At 48.6% G+C, this 2557-nt stretch carries 4 protein-coding genes; 1 reads left to right on the top strand and 3 read right to left on the bottom strand.

Annotated elements, in window-relative coordinates; all coding sequences use genetic code 11:
* A partial coding sequence (locus H096_RS21825) for a copper resistance system multicopper oxidase (protein ID WP_033901418.1) occupies positions 1-1143 on the bottom strand: 1143 nt, incomplete at its 3' end.
* A 178-nt stretch (positions 1144-1321) separates the two neighbouring features.
* Complete coding sequence (locus H096_RS34585) at positions 1322-1528, bottom strand: co-regulatory protein PtrA N-terminal domain-containing protein (RefSeq protein ID WP_032856636.1); 207 nt, start codon at positions 1526-1528, stop codon at positions 1322-1324.
* A 392-nt stretch (positions 1529-1920) separates the two neighbouring features.
* Here H096_RS34585 and flgB point away from each other — a divergent pair, with 392 nt between their 5' ends.
* Positions 1921-2334 carry a flagellar basal body rod protein FlgB gene (gene flgB, locus H096_RS33470; RefSeq protein ID WP_080761982.1) on the top strand — a complete coding sequence of 138 codons (414 nt, stop codon included), beginning with the start codon at positions 1921-1923 and terminating at the stop codon, positions 2332-2334.
* A 30-nt stretch (positions 2335-2364) separates the two neighbouring features.
* Here the strand turns inward: flgB and H096_RS33475 are convergent.
* Positions 2365-2557 (bottom strand): heavy metal-associated domain-containing protein (locus tag H096_RS33475; protein ID WP_241495527.1); only part of this gene is annotated, 193 nt, incomplete at its 5' end.

A 2557-nucleotide genomic window follows, 5' to 3' on the forward strand; every position in this document is an offset into this window, starting at 1 on the left:
GCCATGGTCCATACCAGCCATACCGCCCATCCCCATGTCATCCATAGTTACTATAGGACGTGGGTCAATCGCAGGTATCGGTGCCTTTAGGCCGTCACGCACTGCAAGTGTTCCGCTGGCGTAACCTGTGCGATCCATAGACTGAGCGAAGATGGTGTAAGCCTCATCAGTAGCAGTCTCCACAATAACGTCATATGTTTCAGCTACCGCAATACGAAACTCGTCGACGCTCACCGGCTTGACATGTTGACCGTCTGCGGCAACCACGGTCATCTTCAACCCAGGAATGCGGACGTCGAAATAGCTCATGGCGGAGCCGTTGATAAAGCGCAGACGGAGTTTCTCACCCGGTTTGAAAATACCAGTCCAGTTACCGTTGGGTGCCTGGCCATTCATGAGATAGGTATAGGTATCCGCGCTGACATCGCCGAGGTCAGTAGGACTCATGTTCATCTCAGCCCACATCTTTCGATCTGCTACCGTCGAAGACCAACCTTTGCTGCTGACATCGTCTATGAAGTCTCCGACGGTGCGCTTGTGATGGTTGTAATAGCCCGATTGTTTCTTGAGCTTCGCCATAACGCGACTGGGATCTTCGTCGGTCCAGTCAGTCAACATCACCACGTAGTCGCGATCGTATTGAAACGGTTCAGGTTCTTTCGAATCGATGACGATTGGACCGTAAACGCCTGCCTGCTCCTGCAAACCCGAGTGGCTGTGATACCAGTAGGTTCCGTTCTGATGAAGCTTGAATTTGTATTCGTACATGCCATCGGGTGCGATGCCATGGAAGCTCAAGCCAGGCACACCGTCCATGTTGGCGGGTAGGATGATCCCGTGCCAATGGATTGATGTGTCTTGGTCTAGACGGTTTTTTACACGCAGAGTGACGGTCTCCCCCTCACGCCAACGCAGCAAAGGTCCGGGCAATGATCCGTTGATGGTCATAGCTGTGCGAGGCGAGCCTGTGATGTTTACAGGGCTTTCACCAATAAACAGATCAAATTCGTTACCGGAGAGTACGCTCGGCATACCAGGACTTGTCACCGCCCATACAGGAGTGCGCCAAAGGCCAAGGCCGCCGAGAATGCCACCAGCGGCCAAGCCTTTCACGAATGTCCGCCTAGAGGTTTTGGAGTGCATGCCGTTATGTCCAATCAGTCAAAAGGGAAGCCGCGCGAAACAACAAATGAATTGTCTGGATGAGACTCACTCACCGTTACAAAAGACGAACTCAAACGGTAAGCGAGCTCAGAAGTTGCCACATTTAAACCACCACAGTGATTACATTTCTGTCAGCTTGTGAGCGTAGCTCAAATATTTAGCAATTTTTGTGGTCCATCGCCCTGGCTTTGCTTTCCGCGACAGGAGGCTGGGCATTTTTCGTTTGGGCTACTTGGTACGATTCCATCGAGTTACTCCTGGCCGCTTCCATACGTTCGAAAGTGCGGTCACCTCCGCCTTCAGCCATAGCAAAAGAAGATACGGTCAGAGCAGCGATGACGAACAAGGTTTTGATAGGGTTCAATAGGGTTCATTTGGGTTTCCTCTGATAGATGGTAGCCCCTGAATCCACAACAAAGTTGATGCTCAGGGAAGAGCTTAAGGCTCAATAAGACTATAAGACTGATTCCCTGTCAGGCAGCTTAGGCCAATATTACAGTTGTGTCAGGTTCCGATATTTCTCTTGAGGTGCGATGTACTTAATCCGTATGGTCTATCCACTGTCGGAGTTCGCTGAAACCAATCTCCTAAAATTTAGCCGTTCGGTGTTCTGTGCTTTCGGTCACTTTCACAGGGCTTGACGTTTTTTGAATTTGCACCGGAGTTATAAGTCGACTTAGACGCACCACATTCAACACATAAGTGTTTGATATAGGTGAAAATTGGAAATAGTAGCGTAACGGAAGGTGGCCGCTTGTGAGCATTAATTTTGAAAAAGCGCTTGGCTCCGCCGAAAGAGCGTTAGTTTATCGCAGCCAAAGAGCCGAGGTACTTAGCAATAATATCGCTAACGCCGATACTCCTAACTTTAAGGCTAGAGATTTGGAGTTTTCTGCTGTGCTCGCCAGCCAGACAACACGAGGCTTGAATTCTCCATTCTCTTTGAAAACAACAAACATAAAACATATTGCCATTAACGAATCAGCAAGTGATGGTCAACGTGATGCTTTGTTTTACAGCACGCCTTACCAACCTTCAATTGATCAAAATACTGTGGATGCACAGCTTGAAGTTGCAAAGTTTACTGAGAACGAAATTCATTTTGAAAGCGCTTTTAATAGATTGAACGGAGCATTTAAGGGGCTGCTTAAAGCTCTGCGAGGTGATTAGTAAAATTTACCCAACAATGAAATCAGCGCCTTAAGCGCTGATTTGCGATGGGAAACCGAGTGATTCGACAGCTTTACGAACTTGCTCTGGGTTTTCGCTACTTTCAACGCTTACCTTACCTGCCGCGCGATCCACGGAAACTTTAGCCTCGCTGTCCAACGATTGAATCGCTTTAGTGATTTTGCTGACGCAGCTACCGCAACCAATGCCTGATACGTTTAAG

This window comes from Pseudomonas sp. FH1 (genome assembly GCF_000510895.2).
GTDB classification, from domain to species: Bacteria; Pseudomonadota; Gammaproteobacteria; order Pseudomonadales; family Pseudomonadaceae; genus Aquipseudomonas; species Aquipseudomonas azotoformans_A.